Genomic DNA, 20,931 nt, shown 5'->3' on the forward strand with positions numbered 1-20,931 from the left:
ACAAAATTGTTTGTCGTATTTAAACGGGGTGGGCTATGGAAATACTACTGGTTTATTTGTTGGTCGGTGCCGCTGCTGGAACTATTGCCGGACTATTTGGCGTAGGTGGTGGCCTGATCATTGTCCCTGCCTTGGTTTTTGTTTACACCGCTATGGGGATATCCCCTGAAATCCTCACCCACATGGCTGTGGGTACCTCCCTAGCAACAATCATTGTCACATCAATAAGTTCAGTGCGCGCCCACAATAAGAAAAGGGCGGTGGACTGGAAGATCTTTGGGATTATGGTCCCCGGTATTTTGGTTGGCTCTTGGATCGGAGGCGCAACGGCTGAATTACTGCCTGGAGCCTGGTTGCAGTTGTTGATCGGCATTTTTGCGATTGTGATCGCGGTGCGCATGTGGCTGAGCGGTATTCGTCACGCCCAGGTAGCTGAAGGGGCTGGAAACCTGCCCGGTGCGCCCGCGCTGGTCTCTGCGAGTGGAGTGATAGGTTGGGCATCTGCGATTTTTGGTATTGGTGGCGGTTCATTGACGGTGCCATTTCTGTCCCACTGTCACGTACAAATGCAGCGGGCTGTCGCTACGTCTGCTGCGTGCGGGCTACCCATCGCCATCGCCGGCGCCCTCAGTTTTGTCTACCAGGGGTGGAATAACGAACTGCTGCCTGAGTGGAGCAGTGGCTATATTTACTGGCCGGCCTTTGTCGGTATTGTTATCACCAGTACCCTATTTGCCCGTTTCGGCGCAAACCTCGCCCACCGGCTTTCAGCGAAAATGCTGAAGCATTGTTTTGCGCTTTTACTGTGTGTGATCGGCCTGCGTTTTATCTGGTTGAATATGGGGCTGCTGCAAGGGTTGATTTAATCGCGCCTATAGGGGCTCAACAGTAGACCAATAAAAAAGGCCACTGCAATGCAGTGGCCTTTTGGGTTTTGCGTCATTGCCGCGATTAGCGGATACCGCACATTCCTTTTTTCAGGAACGGGGAGATGATAATCATCAGAGCACCCACACCGAGGCCCCACCACATCAGATACTCATACAAACTGGTATAAGTGGTCAGGGTTGAGGCCAGGTCTGTGGCTTCACCCTGTGGAACGGCAGCCATCTTACCGATTCGCGTTGCAACGGTTTCAGATAGGGCGGTCGCCAGGAACCAGGTACCCATGCTGACGCTGACCACTTTACCAATAGACAACTTGGTTACAGCAGACAGGCCAACAGGGGACAAGCACAGCTCACCGGAGGTGTGCAGCAGATAGGCCAATACCAGCCAGATCATTGCAACCTTGCCCGCCTCTGTGGGGAACTCCGCACCGAGAACCAGGGCGCCAAAGCCGAGGCCAGCCTGGATAATACCGAGGCCGAATTTTACCGGGGTGCTGGGTTCCCAGCCGCGCTTGCCGAGCCATACCCACAGGGCGGCGAATGGAATCGCCAGGAGCATGATAAAGCCAGCGTTCAAGGAGCCGAACATGGAAGCGCGAACTTCGCCATCGCCGATAGAGCGATCCAGTACGCGGTCTGCATAGAGAGTCATGGAGCCGGCAGACTGTTCGAACAGCGCCCAGAATACGATGGTGGAGGTAATCAGAACCATCAATACCACAGTGCGGGAGAACTCTTCGCTATAGTGGCGAACAAAGCCATAGCCAATAAAGCCAACCAGTGCCAGCAGCATTCCACCGAGCCAGATGTCATTGCCGCTAAACGCCCAAATTAGGCCGAGGGCAGCGGTGAGCGCAGCCATACCGATAGCAATAAAGTCTTTGCCTTTATTGTCTTTATACAGCATGGAGAACAGGATCAGGCCGACAATTGCCACGATAAGAAGGCTGTTTTGCGCAAGGTGAACGGCGGGCTCACTTTGTACGAGGTACCAGACCGCACCCAAAGACAGGATGGCGCCAAGGTACACTGCCCACTCTTTGTTGATAGGGCCGAGGGCTTTCTCTTTGAGCACTTCGGGGCGGCTTGGCTCTGCCAGGCCATCCAGGTACTTTTGTCCCCAGACGAAGGTGATCAGGCCGAATACCATGCCGATACCAGCGAGGCCAAAGCCATAGCCCCAGCCGTAGGTTTCCCCAAGCCAGCCGCACAGCAGGGTAGCGATAAAGGAACCGACGTTAATACCCATATAGAAAATGGTAAACCCGGCATCGCGGCGGGAGTCATTTTTGGGGTATAGCTGACCTACAATTGTCGAGATATTTGGCTTCAGGAAGCCCACACCAACGGTGATCAGGGCCAGAGCCATAAAGAAGACTTTGAGTGCAACAACATCCTGAATCACCACTTTTTCTGTGAGGGTGGTGCCCGCAGCGATGACCGTGCCATCATTTAATGTAATTGCCTCACTGAGAACAGTGCCGGCGGCGTAGGAAATCGCCTGGTGGCCTTCGACCGCCATCAACAAGTGCCCCAAGCAGAGCAAAATGCCGCCGAACAGGACAGCCTTTCTCATGCCCAGGTAGCGGTCAGCCAAAAGACCACCAATCAGGGGGAGCGCATAAACGAGGCCAGCGTAAGCCCCGAGGACATCATAGCCAGCACTGTCCGTAAAGAGGTGATACTTTGTGAGATAAAGTAGCAGTAAGTACTTCATCCCATAGAAAGAGAAGCGTTCCCACAGTTCTGTCGCAAAACAGATGTAGAGACCCTTGGGGTGCCCAAGCAACTCGCCTGAGCTAGGTGTGGCCGCCGTGGTGACGTCCGCGACATTAGAAGACATAGAGGTTCCTCTGTCTGTAATAGTTATTGGGGAACCTCAGGCAAGGCTAGTCATGCAAGGGGGGAGCAAGACTGGGCGTCCAGAGTTTCCAGTACAACGGGCAGAGTTTACCAGCTGTCTATTTAACAGGGGAACTGTTGTGAGGTTATTCATAAAAATGGCAATAGGGTACTTTGTGAGTCTGTAAATTAGAGTTAAATCCTATTGTGATCCTAATCTTGAGGGGAAATAACTGTGAAGCTTCTATTCGGACTTACTCTGGTTCTACTGGCCACTGGTTGCTCCCAGTCTCCAAGCCGTCATGTGGAAATTGCAGATAGCGATCTTGTCTTGAGTGGTAAAGCAGTTTTCGGCAGGCCAGTTGAGAAATTTGAGCTCCCAAGCGAGGGATTATTAGATCTTGATAACGATATAGAATCTTACCTCAGTACGATTTCTCCCGGCTCAGCTCCCGATGTGCGGTTAAAGGGGCTGCTTGGCGCCTTCCGTCAGGGAGATATGCAATTTGAATACGATGCCGATAGTACCCTTCCCGCAATAGAGGCTTATCACCGAAAGCGTGGCAATTGCCTGACATTTACCTTATTGATGGTAGCTATGGCTAGACAATTGGGTGCCCAAGCTTATTTTAATGAGGTAGATGTACCTCCAGTTTGGAACCAGGATGAGGCCGAAATCTTCGTTGTCTACCGCCATGTGAACATGGTGTCCGAGCATGCACGGGGCCGGCGGGTGATTGACTTCAACTTGGCTGCTTATGACCCTATCTACAAGCAGCAAAAGCTCGAGGATAGAGTTGCTTTTGCGCTCTATTACAGCAATCGGGGGGTTGAGTTGATGCGCGAGGGAGAAGAGAGGCAAGCATTTTTGTACCTGCGCAAAGCTATTCAGTTACACCCGAATAGGGCGGACCTATGGTCAAACCTAGGAGCTTTCTACAGCCACTTTAACCATCTTGACGAAGCTGAACAGAGTTATTTACAGGCGTTAAACCTGCAAAAGGGAAACCTTGTTGCGAATAGTAATTTAGAGCGTTTGTATCGTAGCACAGGTAGGGAAGTGCTGGCTGATGGCTACGCAGATAGGGTTCGCTATCATCGTGAGAGAAACCCTTATTACATTTACTATCAGGCGCGGAAAGCCTATGAAAATGGCAAGTTTAAGCTGGCTGAAAAGCGCCTTCGAAGGGCTATAAGAGCCGATAGCAGTGATCACCGGTTTCATTTTTTGTTGGGATTAACTCGATACCAGCTTGGGGATGTGGTGTCTTCCAGGGAGAGCTTTACGGAGGCATTTTCACTGGTAAATAATTTATCCGTTAAAAATAGATATATGAATAAGTTAGAGTTCTTAATGGGCGCTGGGGAGTAGTTAGTGTAAGAGCGGTTGTAACTTTATTTGCGAATACTTAACTAGAAAAAATAAGGGCGCCAAATAGCGCCCTTATCGATTTGACTTAGTAAAGTCAGTACTTAGAACTGGTAGCTAACACCAGCCCAGGCGTAGCGGCCTTGGAAGTCGTAAGTACCATTCCAGTCGCTACCAGAGGTAGTAGACGGTTCGCGATCGGTGACGTTGTCGATACCTGCAGTAAGACGCATGGAATCGTTAACATCCCAACCTGCTTTCAAGTTCAGGTAGGTGTGTGAAGGCATATCCATATAGGGGCTATGGCCATCACCGATATACTGAATGTCTGCTCCAAAGTCCCAGCTGTCGGCATACCAGGTTGCACTGGCCAGCCCGCGCCATTTGGTGTATGCGTCGCCAGTAGTGCCTATGTAGTCTACATAGTCAGTAGTTTGGTCAGTCTGGGTGTTGTACTCCTCATACTCAAGCAGGTGGGTCGCTTGAGCGCGCAGAGCCAGCTTACCAGCATCGTAGTAAAGGTTTTGAACTACGTCGATATCAATACCACTGGTATTAATTTCGCCAATATTCAGCAGAGAGCCTTCCAGGTAGTTAATTTGCCCACTGGTACCACGGCTAACAAGCTCACAGGCAGAGCTGATACCGTCTCTGTAGCAATCATCCAAAATCTGCTGGGTGTCGGCATCTGTGATGGCGTCTTTGATTTGGATATCGAAGTAGTCCAGGGTAATGGACAGGTCTTCTACAAAGCTAGGAGTCCAAACAATACCAGCGGTGAAACTTGTTGATTCTTCAGGCTGAAGATCTTCGTTACCACCGATGTTTGTCGGTACCTGGGAGCCGGCTTGGGTGAAGCCCGCGCTTACCATGTCGCAGTTTGCGCCCTGGCCAGCAGAGTTGTTGCTGCTAGTGTCACATGGGTCGATGAGATACTCGTAGCTCTGTGAAGAACCGCTGTAGAGCTCATAAATGCCTGGAGCACGGAATGCAGTAGACAAGCTGGTACGGAAGCGCAGGTTTTCAGTCGGCGCATAGACTGCACCGAGCTTGTAAGTCGCTTGGCCGCCAAATGTGTCGTAGTCGGAATAACGAACAGCGGCGTCAACAGACAGCTCATCCGCATACTTTAAGCCAGCCAGGATAGGCAGGTTAAACTCGGCAAATACTTCAGTTACAGCGAAGTCTCCGGATGTCGCATCTTGCTGGTTGCTAAATGTGGCACCGGATTGAGTTTCTTCACTGGGGTTAAATTCGCCAGACTCCTCTCGATATTCAAGACCAGCAGCAAACCCTAAGGCACCGCCTTGGAATTGAATCTGTTCGATGTCTCCAGTCAAGCTCGCGCCGACATTGAGCATGTCGTACTCGTTGTCTTCGCGATCGGTGTAGCTGATGTAGTCGATAACTTCATCGCTCATGCCACCGAGGAACTGAATATCCTCGTCAGCAATTCCACTTTCCCCATCCAGGATTTCCTGCAGCATTGTTTTGCTGATGGAATTTCCGACAGTGTTTTCACCTTCGTTTTTACCGTAGCTTACGAAAGCGTCCCAGCCCCAACCATTGGCAAGATCTCCGCGTAAGCCGCCGAGGATACGGTAGGTTTCAGTTTTCTGTTCGGAGTCACGAGTTCCACCGGCTACAGGGCGCAGGCGAACATCAGAGAGGCCGTCTGACCAGCTGTCCCCGTGGGTTGCAGTTGGTGCTGTAGGCTCAAGATCCTCAGGGCTACCTTGTGCTTCCCACTCTGCAACTGCAGCATTGTAAGCTGCAAGTTCAATCTGGTAAGCATCTTCAGCTACCTGCCATGCTTCTGCCAATTGCTCTTGAACTTCATCAGAGAGGTGGTCAGCGGTCAGGTTGAGGCCATTGCCAGCGTACATGGGCTGAGCGGCAAGCTGCTGATTGGTAGTTTTCAGGGTGTAAGAACCTTCCCCGTAAAACTCAATGTCGTCGGTAATGGAGTATGAGCCACTTCCGGTGAAGCTGGTGCGCTCCATGGAACCGGAAAGCCACATGTATTGGCCGATATCATAGCTGGAGTAATCACCCAAAGTGACACCGTCATCGGCAACGCTGAAGGAGCCGTAGTTGGTAAAGATATTACCGGTGGGAGACATTGAGCTTTGCAGGCCCGCCCAGTCGCGGTCGCTATAAGCGATTTCGTCGCGCTTACTGTGAGTCACGTTAGCGATAAACTGGCCACGGTCGAACTCTTTACCAAAAGTGACAGAAAGTTCGCCATTCTCACCACCGCCAGCTTCGGTTGCTCCCGCACGAGCATTTATACGAACGCCGTCGAAAGAGTCTTTCAGGACTACGTTAATTACGCCTGCAACCGCGTCGGAACCGTATACAGCAGACGCACCGTCGGTCAGTACTTCGATGCGGTCGATCATGTCTACAGGGATATTGTTCATATCTACTGCAGAGGCTACGCCAGAGCTGGACGATACGAAGCGACGACCGTTAACGAGAACCAGGGTACGTGCAGAACCTAGGTTGCGAAGATCTACAAATGAAAGACCAGCACCGCCGTTGTTGTCATTTGCATTGATGCCGGTGGTGCCCATAGAAGGAAGTTGGTTCAGCAGCTCATCAATAGTGCCTACACCAGAGCGTTGAATCGCTTCGGAATCAACCAGGGTGATTGGTCCGGTAGTGGACAGTGGGTCACGAGCAATGCGCGAGCCAGTAACAATTACTTCTTCTACCTCTGCGCCAACATCAGCAGATTCCTGAGCAAAAGCGCCAGTGCTGGCGATGGTGCCCAGAGCAGCGATGGCGATGCTCAATTTGGTCTTGATCATAGTGGAACCTTCTTATACTTAAGGTGCTTATTAGGCTTTATTCGATAAAAAGCTTTAAGTGACATGAGTGACTTTAATGCATATTTGCTTATTATGGAACTATTGTGACATTTCATGCACCCAATAATTTGGCCTAGAAGATAGATTAGGATTGGCTGATATTGGGTTAAACAGTATTTTTTTAGGTTTTTTGTCCTATTTACAGGTTTATGCCGTTAATTTATTGCGTAGCCGAGTCTTTTATTAATATAAAAATTTTTAGCGCTGAGGCTGGGGATTTGCCTGAGGAATAGTGGAAATTTCTTCCAGAAATAAAGGTGAGAGGAATAGTTAATGTAGTGAGGTGGGTATCAAGCTGGAGGTGTTTGGGGGAAAGTGTGCACTGTATGCAGCTTTGAGTTGCTTGCCTGCGAGGAGTTTTCACAGGCAGTAAGTGCAATCGTGAGAAATTGATATGATTTATTTGTCGTGAAACCAGCCGCTTATAGCGAGTCGTAACTTGGGTGCAAATGGAGCAACACAAGTTACGGAATGAATATGTTTGACATGAAATAAGCAAAGGCTGTTGTAAGTGGGAGACCAAGACTTAGTGGGAGTGCCATCATCTTTGTAAAACTGCAAGAGTCCCCCCCAGTCAGGATGCCAATTTTCGGATAAGTTATAAACAAAAGCCACTCTTCTTTTTTCTGCCGAAACATCGTCTCTATGGCGAGTTAAAAAATCCCCAGGAGCAAAAGCTGTTATTTGGGCGCTTGGGTATGCTAACGATGAAATTCCTGTAATAGTCCTAATATTCTTTATCATCTCTTCGCTAGAAAGCCAGCTGTAGATATTGGCTAGATGAGGGGTTGAGCTCTGACTCAACTCTTGCCTTCCATACCAAAAGCCAACTCCATCGCTAGCTAACTTATGTACGTTTTGTACTAGTGTGCGGCGATCATTAAGATCTAACTGTGCAAATTCATCTTTTGATATCTCAGAGTATTTCCCATTGGAAATATGTGCCTGCTTAAAACTCGCATATTTTAAGATTTCTTTTTTCAAAGTGTGGGCTGAATCGTTACTTAATAAGTTTGTAACTCGGCAGCTCAGGTCTTGATTAAACTCATTGCTCCAGTAAAGGGAGTCAAGTTCACGATTAATTATATATTGCATATCTCAACTTCCCGTATTAGATGTTTGATGCTTTAGGGCTCTTTTTGATTCGTTGTTTAAGGCTGCGAGGAGGTCTTCGGCAGCCTCAGAAAATTTGCTCCATTTCTTGGCTTCTGAAGGATCTATAGGTTTTCGTACTTGCAGCTCGCTAAACGTAAAATTGTTAGATTTTCCCCTCAGGGACAGTATGTTGTCGCTCCATCTAAGGCCTAAAAAGGAGTATAGTTTTTGGGCAGTTTCTTTTTGTGTGGATAGAAATTCATCAAAATTCAGGTTGAAAATACTCTTTGGGAAGGTTTTGCCCCAAAATTGCATTAGTCTCATTGATTGGTAGTAATAGTGAGCGACATCTTCTGCTTTGCACGCATATGTATGCCCTTCGGGAAAGGGCTTTGAAAGAATTGACATGCATACATCGAAAGGATTTCTGGCTACTTGAATAATGCGGGCATTGGGGAATAAAGATAAAATCAATCCAACGTTTAGTAGGTTGCTGGGCATTTTGTCCACAGTGTCTTTTTCTGCTTCCGTTTCGAGTTTCATGTAATGCTCAGCAAGCTGGTTCCAGTCGGTAGAGCTTAATTTGTGAATGTTCTCATAGGCTTTCCCCTGAAATTTCAATTGCAGCTGGGATACCGTTCTAGGTATTTCTTCACTTTCTCCGAGACTGTAAACACTATTGGAATTTTCTATAATTTTATTTATTAAAGTTGTTCCTGATCTTGGCATTCCCACTATAAATATAGGGCTGTTTTGGTTGGAACTCTTGTTGTGCGCATGCGATGATAGGCTGTATGTCTCTATTATTTTCGAGAACAATTCTTCTGTTTTTCGAGGGTCGTAGGTGTTATTTGCCCTTTTTAGTAGTTCAAGCTTGATTTTGTTGGCTATTCCAATTTGCTTGTAGGATTTTTGGTATTTGTTTTGTTTTATATAGATTTCTGAAAGTGCAAAGTTACATATTTCCGCATCGATCGATGGTTCTAATAGAGATTTAATGGCCGAATTTAGTTTGTTTACTAGAGCTTGGCTAATGTCACTTGGAGGGGTGAGTTCAGCAATAATTTGCCATCCAGCGCTGAGTTTGGGGTTCTTTGAAGTGGCTAGTGTTGCATGCTTAATTGAGTCGCTATAGTTCCCATTTAGTCTTTTTATTTTAGCCTTCAATAGATCAGCCTGAGCGGATGTTTCCCCCATGCTTATTGCTTTCTCGAGCTGGACTTGGCTTTCTTCAGTTTTTCTTGCCATTAGTAATAGATCTGCATACTTTAAACGGTCGGAGGCTGAGGGCGATACTAACTGAATATATCTAGAGTATGCAGTGATGGCGGTTTCATAATCCCGGAACTCCGCTGCGACCAATGATAGCTCGCGGGCAATAGCCAGATTGTTCTGTAAATGAGAAAATAATTTTTTATAGATTGGAAAAGCTTTCCCTATATTCCCTAACTTAAAGTGAGAAAGACCGAGCAAATGGAATGTTTGCCCATCCATTGGTTCAATTCTCTCAATTGCTGCGACTGCATAATGGTGTTTTTCTAGGGCTACATATTCTGTTGCTATAAATTTGAGATCAGCTGCTGTGATACCGTTTGTAGTTTCAGCTTCCTTTAGCTGGCTAAGTGCTTCGGACCTCTTTTTTAGCTGTCTTGACGTAAAGGCAAGCATCAACAATTTTTGAATTTGCCTGGAGGAGGTCGAGGTTGGCAGATTAAGAAGTTGTGTATGTGCAGAAGTATAATTTTTCTGTTTTAGATCAAGTTCAATTGAGGCAATAGAGGTCTCCCATTGAGAGGGTTTGGGGCTTTTGGGTGGGGTGTGATGCTTCATATGACAGATTTATCTCGGTATACTTCCCTAAGTGTTTTAAATTGCCGACCTTGAGTGAAATTTAATTGTCTTATAGGCATCTCTTCTGATCGATGCTTACTGGGAGTTGTAATGTATTGTATATCATCTGATCTCGATGTTGATAGGCTGCGGGAGGAGTTCTTAAGGTCATCAGTTGTACAGGTACCTAATTTTCTTCATAGTCAGTCGGCTAGTGATATTTTTTCTTTTTTGAGGGAGCAGAAGGAATGGAACCTGTCTTTCAATAAGCTTGGTGTTCATACGGATATTAGCTTTTCTGATTATTGTGGTTGGAGTGCTGATCAGAAAGGTATGTTGAACGATATCGTGTGGTCTCAGGCTGGGACAGAGTTTCAATACCTTTACAAGAGCATCCCTATATTTGATTTTTGTAGTCGTGGTAGTGGTCAGGATAAGCGGTTTATGTCTATTTTTCAGTTGGTTAACAGCGAGTCATTTTTATCCTTAATGCGCTCAGTTGTTGGGGACAATAGTATTGCTTTCGCCGACGTTCAAGCGACATGTTTTGACCGTGGGCATTTTCTAAAGGAGCATGATGATGGTGTTTCCGGGAAGAATAGAGTTGCAGCATATGTTATTAATTTAACCCCAAACTGGAATTTAGACTGGGGCGGAGTTTTGCATTTTTATGGGAAGGATGGAGGGGCAATCAAGGGACTGGTGCCAACATTTAATGCTGTAAACGTATTTAAAGTCCCTCAGAAGCATTCAGTTTCATATGTTGCTCCATTTGCGCCTGAGAGCCGCTATTCAATTACTGGCTGGTTAAGGCGTGGGGAAATGGCGTAATGCGTTCACAGTTAATTATTAATTGCTAGGGATTACATCAAACGGCGTGGTTACTCTCAGATGCGTGGATTCTTCTGGTAGGGGGATTGTTCCGTGCCAAGTGTATGAAGGAAATAAAACTAGTGATCCTTTAGAGGGCGTTATTTGCTTTTCCACAAAATCTCTCTCTCCAAGTTCATATGGAGACTTCCCGAAAAAGATGTCACCTGGATTTGTTGGGGCTCCTTCATTTTCTGGTGGTGGTAATTCTACATAAAAAGCGGAGCTAATCCAGCCTTGGGGATGCACATGGCTAACATGGTGTCCACCACCTTTTAGCATTACGGACCATGATCCAGAAAATTTAAAATTTGATGACGTTCTTCCTAAAAATGGGTGTTTCTCATCTTCAGGTGAGTTTGATATGTAATCGCTAATGACCTCTTTAAGGCTTTCCTTTAAGGAGCATATTACAGGATGACTTTTGTGAAGCAGTCTGCCAGGTGTTTGAACTCCAGAGCGTACCGATTGAAAAAGGGGGCGCTCCTTCAGTTTGTGCATGTCTAATAGATTTGCTTTTAACTCCAGAAGGAACTCGTTAAGGCTGGAATACCCATTTGGGGTTGGTATTACATACTCTTGAATATAGCTACTATTTTGAGTGAGCCATTGGTAGCGCTCATTCCCCATCATTTTCCAGCACGTCCCTTGAATAGCCCAAAGAAGTTGGTCATTTGGGGCTTGTTTTAAGGCCTGCTTAACAAGTTTATCAGCCACTTCGAATTCATAGTTTCTAACAAGGGTTATTAAGTACTGCTTTGTAATGCTGAGGTCAGGTTGCACTGAAAAAACAGTTTCATAGAATTTCAAGGCAAGCTTTAAATCTCCTTCCTCTTCGGCAATTTTGCCTCTGAGAAATAGAAGTTCGAAGCTTGTGTCAACATCTGGACGTGACTCAAGTACGCTTTGTGCCTCTTTAATTAACCCTGCTGCGATTAAGCTTTCAATATGAGCAATGGTGATTTCTCGATGATCTTTTGGGGATTGCGATAACTTGCGATAGCTTTCGCAAAATAGCCCTTTATTACCAAGCTGCCAATATGCTTCATTCAGGGTTTTGTGCGCCTCGGTATGAAGAGGTTCTGTAGTAATGAGTTTCTCAAGTGTTTCTATGGCTGTTTTATGGTAGCCAAGGTTTAGTTCGGCAAGTGCTTTGGCATAAAGTGCTTCGCTCATATCAGGTGCCAAGCTAAGAACTTCTTCAAGCAAAGCTAGCGCTTTTTCAGGCTCCTCAAGGTCAGAATAAGTTATGGCTAATCCATAAGTAGCCTTCAAATTCTTTGCATCTTGAGCCCTCGCTTTTTGAAAGAAATCCAAGGCATCTTGAAATTGGCTGTTTTTTCTGCAGATATTTCCAAGGAGGGTTAGTGAAGCAGGAGAGCTAGGCGTGAAGCTTGCGGCCTTTAAGGCATGTTCATAGGCTAGAGTTAGGTTGTTTGATTCAAACTCAAGTATTGCCAAATTTCGCCATGCGGCTGTAAATTTCGGATTGTAATGAATAGCTTGCTTGTAATGGTACCTTGCAAGATCTATCTGCTTTTGCGCTTTTAGAAAGTTAGCAAAATTATTATGTACCGGCGGTTGGTCATTTTTTGCTTTAAGTGATTTTTCAAAGAAATCTTTAGCTTCTCTTTTACTGTTGACTGCACCTAACGCGAGAGCGGAGAGGTGTAATACATTCGGCTCGTTCGGGAACTGCTGATTCAATTTTTGGATTGCAGGTAGCGCGTTCTGAGCATGTCCAGACTCCACCATTTTTCCAAGGCTCGCCAGGACTTGTTGAAGCGTTAAATTTCTCTTCATAGACATTTTCTAATTAAAGAAACGGCGAGCAATGCTCGCCGTTTCTTTGTGTCAAATGACAATCAGCTTACTTCTACTCAAAACGATAGCTTGCGCTCAGGAAGTAGCGCGGACCTAACAAGTCATAAGTAGATGGATAGGTATTAGCTTGCTCAGCAGAATCCCCCAAAGTGGTGGGTTCAGTATCTAGAACATTCTTAATACCAAAGTTGATGTCAAAGTTTTCATTGACTGCCCAGCCGGCGCTGAGGTCAAGGTAAAACTCATCATCAATAGACTCTACAACCAGTTGGTTGCGCTCATCGAATGGATTGGTGACAGTGTCTCCAACGGCGATGTTGGTGAAAGCAGAGCCCGCATCCATCAGATCATCGATGTTGTCAGCGGTAACTTCGATAGTGCGAGGTCCACTAACGGTCATCAACTGGTCATCTTTGGTTCCATCAAGATAGCGAACCAAGGCGGACAAGGTTAGTGGGCCACTCTGCCAGCTAACACGTGTATTCCAGTTGAATTCGCCTCTGGGTGCCTCACAGGTGTTTCCGTAATAGCCGGCACACTCATTCACAACACTTGGGAACTCAGCAACGGGAGTTACGTCGTACTGGAGCAGGTAGGTGCTGTTGAAAGTGACGCTCAGGTAGGAGGCACCATCAAAGCCGAAGTCCAGATCGGTACCGTAGTTAATGTTGAGGTCAACACCTCTGGTCTCAATCAGGCCGATGTTCGCATTAAACGCTTCTACGTAGTCAACGTTACCGTCGCTGCGGCGGTTAATTGCTTGGCAATATGGTGAGCTAGCATCTTGGAATTGGTTGTAGCAGAGATCCAGGATGTTATTTACACCACCGCCGTATACGTCGATCGCATCTTCGATTTCAATATCGTAGTAGTCGATAGCGATGTCGAGGCCATCCATCGGCTCAATTACTGCACCAAATGTGATCGTAGTTGAGGTTTCCTCTTGAAGCTCCTCATTGCCGCCGAAAACACCTTCAATCTGGGTATTCGCTTGAGTAAAGCTGCCTGCAGTTACGCCATCAGGCATGGTGGCGTTACAGGTATCGGTATCCCCTGAACCGCCTACAGCACATGGGTCGCTAGCGGGCGGGAAGCCTGCGGATTCACCTAGGTAAAGCTCGTAGACATTTGGAGCGCGAACAGACTGCTGAAAGCCTGCGCGGAACTTAACCATTTCAATTGGAGCGTAGTTTAAAGCAGTTGCGAAAGAGTTAACTCCGCCAATATTCGAGTAATCGGAATAGCGGTATGCACCCCACAGAGCTAGGCTCTCAACTCCAGGCTTGCCAGAAACCAGCGGTACGTTTACTTCGGCAAAAGCTTCCATTGCGGTATAACCACCAATGGTCTGCTGCCCGGCATTAAAGCCCAAAACGTCGCCTGTAGCGAGGTAGCTATCAGGGTGGAAGCTAGACTCATCATCGCGATGCTCTAAACCAAACACCACACCGATAGCTTCATCTGCAGAGGGAACAGTGCCCAGAAGGCCGGATACGCTTGCAGAGATTACTTCTTGTGTGATGCTGGTAATGTTTGTGGCATCGACAGTGATGAAGTTAATCGCTTCGTCACTGATATTGCCTGCGCCCCAAATATTTAATGGTACACAGCCATTGGAAGTATCTTGACATGCTGTGCCGTCATCTGTGACAAGGATAGCTTGCTTGAACTTGGAGGCCGCAACGTCGTTGTTTTGACGGTTGGTCTGATCGAGATTGGAGTAGCTGTAGTAAGTATCAAAAGACCAGTCGTCATTGATGTCGCCACGGAAGCCAGTCACGATGCGGAAAGCGTCACGAGTATCTATTGATTCGCGAGAACCATTTTCAACCATTCGACGTCCGATGAAAAGATCAACCGGATCATCTGCATTGTTGCCATTTGCAACATTCAGGTTTCTAAGAGTTTCTTGGTAAGCTTCATCGAAGAAAGGTGTATTTGGGTTTACTGAAACTGTAGTAAATGCAGGGGTGGGGGCCAGTTCCTGTGGAACTTGGTTGTGAGAGAACGCCATTTCACCATAAGCGGTGACTTTGTCATTCAGGTCGTAATGCGTAAACGCACTAATCAGGAAGCGCTCTTGCGGCAGCTGCAAATAGTTATCTGGAGCGTAGTTAAAGCGGTCTTCTGGGTCTTGGAAAGCGCGAGAAGTGCCATCTGGCTCAAAGGTTGTGCCAGTACTAAATACGTTTGTGCCAGGAATGCCACTGGAACCAGAGGTGGACAGGCTATCGTTGAAGCCGTCCCCGTCAGTGTCCGCTTCGCCCCAAGTGTTAGTACTGAAGTTGCGGTCAGCTTGGAAAACGGGGTCACGGTCAGTCCAAGATGCATATACGGTAGCATTACCGCGTCCATCGGCAAAGTTACCACCGATAGTCAGGTCGATATTGCGCTTGGTGCCATCACCTTCCTCTGTAACATCATAAAGGCTGGTAAGTTGAACCCCTTCGAAATCGTCTACTAACTGGAAGTTAACTACACCGGCGAGGGCATCGGAGCCGTATACCGCAGAAGCACCACCAGTAATTACATCAACACTCCGGATCAGGGTGCTGGGAATGGTGTTCAGGTCAACGATACCTTCTTGAGTAGAGGGAATATAGCGGCGGCCGTTGACAAGAACCACTGTACGATAGCTTCCGAGGCCGCGAAGGTCTACCTGGGCAGTACCGTCCCCAGGGTTGTTAGAGCTGGGACCAAAGCTGGGCCGAGTCTGAGGTAGTTCAGCGAGTTTCTGCTCAATATTGAGGTTACCGGAAATCTTGAACTCTTCTGCCCCAATAGAGGTTAATGGAGTAACAGATTCAAGGTCTTGGCGCTTGATACGAGAGCCAGTAACGATAACTTCTTCAACCATTTCCGCATCTTGCTGAGCGAAAGCAGGCATTGCAGGAACCATAATTGCGGCAGCGGTGAAGCCCAGGGCTCCCTTTACGGCTGCGGACAGGAGGTTCTTTTTCATTGTCAATCCTCTCTTGATCGTTGGATTTATAGTCTGTTGTCATTAATGACGATTGCTGGAAGTAGCTACCCCCAAGTGGCTACTTCCCTCCCAACACACCTATTAACGTTTGGCGGGCGGAACCCCTCAAAAGAATCGTGTTTTTTTCTGATACTACGTATTGTCAGGTTTGGTAGGTCAGCGCGTGCTCGCTCATCGATCTTTTTGTTTTATTTTTGGTCTGTCTGAGAGCGGTAAAAGGGGAGGCAGAAGAGGTTTGAGTAGAGAGGTGTAACTTAAAGGCTTAGGGAGAAGCTTCCGTAAAAGAATCGACCTGTTAGGTCATATGTAAGGTAGTCGTGGTTATTGCTCTCTGCGGTTGAAGCAAAAGGAGGTGAGCGATCTAGTAAATTATTGATACCGAACGCAAATCTCAGTCGAGAGCTCGGGGTGTAAGCAACCTGAATGTCATGTGATGACCAGTCGCTGATATTGCGGCTTTCGTTAGTGCCGTCCAGGGTGGTAAACGTTTCTTTAAGGCTGTCCACGTAATGGACGGTATAGCCGGCATTCCAAGGGCCTTTTTTTATGTATGCTCCAGCATTGGCTTTCCACTTTGGCAATGATCCTGGGCCGCCGGCTGAAATATCTGTGAAGGTGCCAGATAGATCTTCTTTGGTTGAGTTAGGTGAGCTTTGATTGAGGTAGTGAAGCATTCTGCTGATGTTTAAAGCCAAATGCAGCTCCTTATCACCCTCTAGCTGGAAGTGATAACGAAAAGCGGCGTCATATCCTCGAATTTCACGGCTTCCTTGATTTATACGAGAAGCATATATTTTGGTGATATCGCCACTTTGGTCGCGTTTGACTAAATCCGTATAAAGGTTGTAGTAGGCATTTTGATCCAATAAAAACTGGGGGTTAGTGCCGATCACTTGGTCTTCGTCGATGTCATAAAGGTCAAACTTAGCAATAAAGTCGGGAAGCCTGAGAGGTTCCCATGTCACTCCAAGAGAAATTGTTCGGGATGTTTCTGGAGCTAGATCTGGATTACCGCTAAATTCAGTTAAATATTGTATCCGTGAACTGTCTGACTGAAATTGGCAGCCAGGAAGGTCGCTTGCATTTGTGCTGGTACAGGGGTCGAATAGAAATTCTTGTGTTTGGTAGCCCTGTTGATTCATGTCTGTAAGAGTTGGGGCTCTGAACCCAGTGGTATAGCTGCTTCGTACAAGAAGGGAGGGAGCTGGTTTCCATCTTAGAGCCAGTTTGGGATTACTAGTATCCCCAAAGTCGTCGTAGTGAGAGCTTCTAATGGCACCATCTAGCCACAGCTTTTCTGAAATAAGCGGGATGGACACCTCAGCAAAAGCTTCTTTGACAAGCCGGGTTCCTTCTGTAGATCCAGGGGCGTGCCCACCAATAAAGGACATTCCAAAATTATCATTGGAGTGAAGATTTACGCTTTCCCGTCTGAACTCAATTCCTGCTGCTGCAAGAATATTTCCTGCTGATATCTTTTTGATAATGCCGTCAGTTATGAATGTGAAAGATGTCATTCGGGAGTTGCTAGTGGTTACACTTTTGCCGCGAATGAACTCTAGCTGTTCCGCATCAATACTTCCGCTGGGGCCAAGAAGGTTTACAGCCACACAGGAGGTCGTGATATTGCAGACATCTGGTCCTTTTAGCCCCAGGGAGAGCGCAAAGGGATCTATTACATTGTTTAGTGTTTCTTTCTTAGAGGTTCTGTGAATTGAGGCACCTAGTTCCCATTGCCACTCATTCCAGAAGCCTTTAATTCCGGTATTGAGTCTCCAGGTGTTTGTTCGGTTGTTTTGTGTCCTTGGGCCAAGCTCGATAACGCGTCTGCGGACATCATAAATTTCTTCGTTAAAAGTATTGTAAATATTATCAGCCGCTATCGTTAGGTCCCCGTTGTCAAAGCGTGTAAATACAGGGGTGGGAGCAGAGGTTGATACTCCGATAGATCGGACTCCCATAATTTCAGAAAAAGCTTGCGTGCTTTCGCCGATATCCAGGTTGCCGGCTATGTATATTGAGTCACTTTGGGTGGGGGTAATTGCTGAGGTGTAGTCGCTGTAGTTAAATTTCTCTTCCGGCGACCAGCTCTGATAGGTTCCGGGGGAGAGGTTGGTTAACACCTCATTTCTCTCGAGGGCGATAAAGCCATCTGGGATGGCGGATGATCTCTGGTCTGTCCCCCCAATTGCGCGACTATCCGCTGAGCTGGAGAGATCTCGGTCCCGGCTCATTACTTTTCCCTGGCGATTTTGGGCCAGGTTTAACATTAAGTGAGACCGGTCCCCCCTCCATCCCCAGGTTAAATGGTGGGATTCACTCTGTCGATCACCTTGTGAAGCTTGTCCGTAATAGCTCTTCACTGTGAGCCCTTCAAAGTCAGTTTGCAGGATAATATTCACAACTCCTGCGATAGCATCGGAGCCATAAACAGCCGAAGCCCCGTCTTTTAGAATTTCGACTCTTTCAACAAGAGCTAGAGGGATAGTGTTTAAGTCGGTTGCTTCTCCATTAAACCCATCGCTGATGATTCGTCTCCCATTGAGGAGAACAAGAGTGCTATTGGCTGGTAGGCCGCGCAGGGAGACTGCTGCAGTACCATCGCTCTCCTGGCTAACTGAAGTGCTTGTGGAGTTGCCGGAGATAGCAGGTAAAAACTTTAGCAAATCGGCAATAGTCTGAGCGCCGGTCATTTCCAGCTGGTCTCGCGAAAGACGGTCTACCGGCAGGTATCCTTCTGATTGGAAGTGGCGCAAGTGACTTCCCGTTAGGCTCTGACCCGTAACCGTTACTTCTTCAGTTTGTAAAATACCTGTTGCTATTTGCGGGCTAGTATTAGCCTGGGGTGATTCAATAACTGCTACTGATGATGGGCCTACTTTTTTGAAGGATAGCGGCACTCCTTCTAATAGTTGCTTTAAAGCGGGCTCAAATTGGCCGTCGGGGCTAAGTAGTGTCCGCCTGTTAACTTGAAATTTTGCAGCTGATGAGGCTCTAACCAGCAGTGATATTTTACATTGTTGGCCCAGTGATATCAGAGCTTGAGAGAGGCTCCCTTTGGGGATTTCGATTCCCGATTCAGGGCATAGGGCGTAGGTAGCGCTAGGGGAGCAAAGCGCTAACACAAGGGATATTGTTATCCAGTACCTAAGTGTCAATGAGGTGCCCATTCAAATACATGCAGCATGTCAAAATGCAGCAAATTGATAGTTTTTCTTAGTTTTTGGGCGGGCTTATTTTGCTTGTGTAATATATAACCGCCGTATCGACGGTTATAACCTAGTTATGTGCGGGAGACAAGATAGTCAGGTTGGAGTCGCTGTGGTCTTCATGTAAATCGAGCGCAGTAGCGATTGCTTTCAAGGTGCTATCTGGGTCGGAAATCTCAAAGGTTCCTGAAACCAACTTGTCCTCTACTTGGGGGGAGGCGGCAACTGGAACAGCTAAATAACGGTTTAACTCGGTTAAAGCGTCCTTAAGTGGGGTTTTTTCAAAGACTAGCAGTCCTTTTGTCCAGTCGGTAGCTTCTTCCGGTGATGTTTGGCCAATTGGACTGAGTCCTCTTTCAGAAACGCTGACTTTCTCGTTCTTGACCAATTGTACTGATTCAGGCTCCAAGCCGGGAGCGCTATCGGTTTCGCTGACTGAGACTGTGCCCTCAGTTACAGATACTCTTGTGCTCTGTGGGTTGAGTTCAACGTTAAATTCGGTTCCCAATACGCGGATATTGGCGCTGCCGGCAGTAACAGTAAAGGGGCGAGAAGTTTGCCTTGCCACTTCGAAGAAGGCTTCACCTCGAACTAACTCAGTGCGGCGCTCATTGCGGTTATAGATCACCCGCAGTTCACTATTGGAGTTCAGCTTTACTTCTGAGCCATCGGACAGGTTTATTGTCTGTATTTGTCCGCGTTCAGTCGCATATATTTGAGCCTTGAGTTCGCCGCCCATACCCTGATATCCAACCCACAGGGCAACTATTGCTCCGCAGGTTGCTAGACCGCCGCCCATAAGCCACTGCGGCAATGTCCATTGCTTTGAGCTTTGTTGCCCCTGTGCGTTATCGGTGGATGCGGAGCAAATCGCAGTTCTATTTTGCGGAGAGGGGATGCTTTCAGGGAACAATGTATCTACCGGTAGGTGAGATAAAGCACCCAGGTCTCCCCAGAGTTCAGTGATTTCGGCAAAAGCCAGCTGATTCTCCTCTTGGGAAATCCACTTCTTGAACTGGTGACGGTCGCTAGATGTAATCGAGTCAGAGCGCAAACGAGCAACCCAAGCGCAAGCCTGGTCAAGGCTTTCTTCACTTATTGCTTGCTTAGGGTTAGTCATCATGGTTGCTCTAGCATCTTGGGTTTACGAAGTGTTACTTTAGTACTTTGATATTCAGGGCGGCATATTACTCAAAGTTTCTGGATTTGTGCGACCTCTACCGCGCATACCGTCGAATAAAAATGTCATTCCAACGAGTTTTTACTGAATTGCAGTAAAATGTTCTGTTGTATGTAGAGTATTTAGGTTTACTCAATTCGGTCCTTCGAAGCTGAGACGACTGAACAGCTTCCCCCCTCAAATAATTTTGTGGAGTTGTTGTTAAGGTGTGAATACTGGTGGTTCATTTTTTTATCGTTATTTTAAGGATATATGTCACAAGTGGCGCAACTGACTGAAGGTCACCTTTCAGGAGTCACCTTCTTACGACACGCTTTCAAAGCCTGCAAAATATACTTTTCCACACTACTCACGGAGATATTCATCTCCTTAGCTATCTCGCTATAGGAGAGGCCCCGGGTCCTATGCAATAGAAAGGCCTGGCGACACTTAAGGGGCAGCTTGTCCATGGTTTCGTAGATGGACTGTAGTTGCTGGCGGGCTGCCAGCAACCTTTCTGGTGACTGATGGTCCGCATGGTCGTCGGTGTAGGGCTCACCCTCCATGGGGATCTGCTGGCTCACATACTCTACATGAAGCTTGCCCCGACGCAGCTGGTCCACAGCAAGGTTATTGGCAATCTGGTAGAGGTAGGCCCGTGGATTCTCAAGTTCCTTCTCATCGCTGAGTTTTTGCAGGCGTAGATAGGCATGTTGGGCGATATCCTCGGCATCGTCAGGGCTTTTTACAATGCGAGAGACAAAGCGTACCAAGGCCTGTCCGTGTTCGGTAAACAGCCTTTCAAGAAGCGTCTTCCTGGCCTTATTCATTACTGATCGTGATCCCCGTACCCTGCTCGCTGTAGTTATGGACTGATTGTTCTTAGTGCGAGCTGGCGCACAGTTATATCACAAGCATTGGTTTCGCTACGAGAGGTACGATAGAACTTGACTGGTCACACTCTTCGATTCTCTATGCCTGGCGATG

Annotated in this window: 12 protein-coding genes; 3 read left to right on the forward strand and 9 right to left on the reverse strand. The window is 47.2% G+C overall.

Features of this window, described 5'->3' with window-relative positions; translation table 11 throughout:
• Positions 1-35: 35 nt before the first annotated feature.
• Positions 36-866: a sulfite exporter TauE/SafE family protein gene (locus ACG1BZ_RS03915; protein WP_413664460.1), complete on the forward strand. Its 831-nt coding sequence runs from the start codon at positions 36-38 to the stop codon at positions 864-866.
• A gap of 85 nt (positions 867-951) precedes the next feature.
• Here ACG1BZ_RS03915 and ACG1BZ_RS03920 read toward each other — a convergent pair whose 3' ends face one another.
• Positions 952-2,733 (reverse strand): peptide MFS transporter, encoded by a 1,782-nt coding sequence (locus ACG1BZ_RS03920; RefSeq protein WP_413664461.1) that lies wholly within the window; start codon positions 2,731-2,733, stop codon positions 952-954.
• Positions 2,734-2,967: 234 nt separating this feature from the next.
• On the opposite strand from ACG1BZ_RS03920, the gene ACG1BZ_RS03925 reads away from it, so the two are divergent.
• On the forward strand, positions 2,968-4,104 hold the full coding sequence (locus ACG1BZ_RS03925) for a tetratricopeptide repeat protein (protein WP_413664462.1): 1,137 nt from the start codon (positions 2,968-2,970) through the stop codon (positions 4,102-4,104).
• Positions 4,105-4,205: 101 nt separating this feature from the next.
• Here ACG1BZ_RS03925 and ACG1BZ_RS03930 read toward each other — a convergent pair whose 3' ends face one another.
• The 3 genes from ACG1BZ_RS03930 to ACG1BZ_RS03940 form a co-directional block, all read right to left on the reverse strand.
• Positions 4,206-6,914 (reverse strand): TonB-dependent receptor plug domain-containing protein, encoded by a 2,709-nt coding sequence (locus tag ACG1BZ_RS03930; protein ID WP_413664463.1) that lies wholly within the window; start codon positions 6,912-6,914, stop codon positions 4,206-4,208.
• A gap of 459 nt (positions 6,915-7,373) precedes the next feature.
• A complete protein-coding gene (locus ACG1BZ_RS03935) occupies positions 7,374-8,069 on the reverse strand; it encodes a 2OG-Fe(II) oxygenase family protein (protein ID WP_413664464.1) in 696 nt (231 codons plus the stop codon).
• 3 nt (positions 8,070-8,072) lie between these two features.
• The gene (locus ACG1BZ_RS03940; RefSeq protein ID WP_413664465.1) at positions 8,073-9,899 is read right to left on the reverse strand and encodes a tetratricopeptide repeat-containing sulfotransferase family protein; all 1,827 of its coding nucleotides are present in this window, start codon (positions 9,897-9,899) and stop codon (positions 8,073-8,075) included.
• Positions 9,900-10,010: 111 nt separating this feature from the next.
• Here ACG1BZ_RS03940 and ACG1BZ_RS03945 point away from each other — a divergent pair, with 111 nt between their 5' ends.
• Positions 10,011-10,730, forward strand: a complete 720-nt coding sequence (locus ACG1BZ_RS03945; protein ID WP_413664466.1) for a 2OG-Fe(II) oxygenase — start codon at positions 10,011-10,013, stop codon at positions 10,728-10,730.
• A gap of 18 nt (positions 10,731-10,748) precedes the next feature.
• Here the strand turns inward: ACG1BZ_RS03945 and ACG1BZ_RS03950 are convergent, their stop codons facing one another.
• From ACG1BZ_RS03950 to ACG1BZ_RS03970, 5 genes are all read right to left on the reverse strand, one after another.
• Positions 10,749-12,572 (reverse strand): tetratricopeptide repeat protein, encoded by a 1,824-nt coding sequence (locus tag ACG1BZ_RS03950; protein ID WP_413664467.1) that lies wholly within the window; start codon positions 12,570-12,572, stop codon positions 10,749-10,751.
• A gap of 73 nt (positions 12,573-12,645) precedes the next feature.
• Positions 12,646-15,555, reverse strand: a complete 2,910-nt coding sequence (locus tag ACG1BZ_RS03955) for a TonB-dependent receptor plug domain-containing protein (RefSeq protein ID WP_413664468.1) — start codon at positions 15,553-15,555, stop codon at positions 12,646-12,648.
• Between the two features lie 275 nt (positions 15,556-15,830).
• Positions 15,831-18,332 (reverse strand): TonB-dependent receptor, encoded by a 2,502-nt coding sequence (locus ACG1BZ_RS03960; RefSeq protein WP_413664469.1) that lies wholly within the window; start codon positions 18,330-18,332, stop codon positions 15,831-15,833.
• A gap of 523 nt (positions 18,333-18,855) precedes the next feature.
• The gene (locus ACG1BZ_RS03965; RefSeq protein ID WP_413664470.1) at positions 18,856-19,908 is read right to left on the reverse strand and encodes a FecR family protein; all 1,053 of its coding nucleotides are present in this window, start codon (positions 19,906-19,908) and stop codon (positions 18,856-18,858) included.
• 338 nt (positions 19,909-20,246) lie between these two features.
• Complete coding sequence (locus ACG1BZ_RS03970; protein ID WP_413664471.1) at positions 20,247-20,774, reverse strand: RNA polymerase sigma factor; 528 nt, start codon at positions 20,772-20,774, stop codon at positions 20,247-20,249.
• Between the last annotated feature and the right edge of the window lie 157 nt (positions 20,775-20,931).

This window comes from Microbulbifer sp. CNSA002 (assembly GCF_047324085.1).
In the GTDB taxonomy this organism is placed as follows: Bacteria; Pseudomonadota; Gammaproteobacteria; order Pseudomonadales; family Cellvibrionaceae; genus Microbulbifer.